The following is a 762-nucleotide window of genomic DNA, read 5'->3' as shown; positions in this document are numbered from 1 at the left end:
CCCATACAATCGATAGATTGTCGCACCTGATTGCCCGACATTATCGCGAGCCCATCTATACCCATATAAATCAGCATCCAGGTTGGAATTTAATCGCGGCCTCGAGCAAGACGTTTCCCGTTGAATATGGCTCATAACACCCCTTGTATTACTGTTTATGTAAGCAGACAGTTTTATTGTTCATGATGATATATTTTTATCGGCACTGTTGCAAATAGTCGGTGGTGATAAACTTATCATCCCCTTTTGCTGATGGAGCTGCACATGAACCCATTCAAAGGCCGGCATTTTCAGCGTGACATCATTCTGTGGGCCGTACGGTGGTACTGCAAATACGGCATCAGTTACCGTGAGCTGCAGGAGATGCTGGCTGAACGCGGAGTGAATGTCGATCACTCCACGATTTACCGCTGGGTTCAGCGTTATGCGCCTGAAATGGAAAAACGGCTGCGCTGGTACTGGCGTAACCCTTCCGATCTTTGCCCGTGGCACATGGATGAAACCTACGTGAAGGTCAATGGCCGCTGGGCGTATCTGTACCGGGCCGTCGACAGCCGGGGCCGCACTGTCGATTTTTATCTCTCCTCCCGTCGTAACAGCAAAGCTGCATACCGGTTTCTGGGTAAAATCCTCAACAACGTGAAGAAGTGGCAGATCCCGCGATTCATCAACACGGATAAAGCGCCCGCCTATGGTCGCGCGCTTGCTCTGCTCAAACGCGAAGGCCGGTGCCCGTCTGACGTTGAACACCGACAGATTAAG

General features: G+C 50.9%; 1 protein-coding gene. It reads left to right on the top strand.

Features of this window, described 5'->3' with window-relative positions:
* Window positions 1-264: 264 nt before the first annotated feature.
* Window positions 265-762, top strand: a 498-nt coding sequence (locus tag ABD296_RS49520) for an IS6-like element IS26 family transposase (protein WP_031494229.1), incomplete at its 3' end; no start/stop codon positions are given.

It is taken from the genome of Actinomadura napierensis (assembly GCF_039529375.1).
In the GTDB taxonomy this organism is placed as follows: domain Bacteria; phylum Actinomycetota; class Actinomycetes; order Streptosporangiales; family Streptosporangiaceae; genus Spirillospora; species Spirillospora napierensis.
The sequence above is the reverse complement of the archived record's forward strand: the minus strand, read 5'-3'. Positions and strand labels throughout refer to the sequence as shown.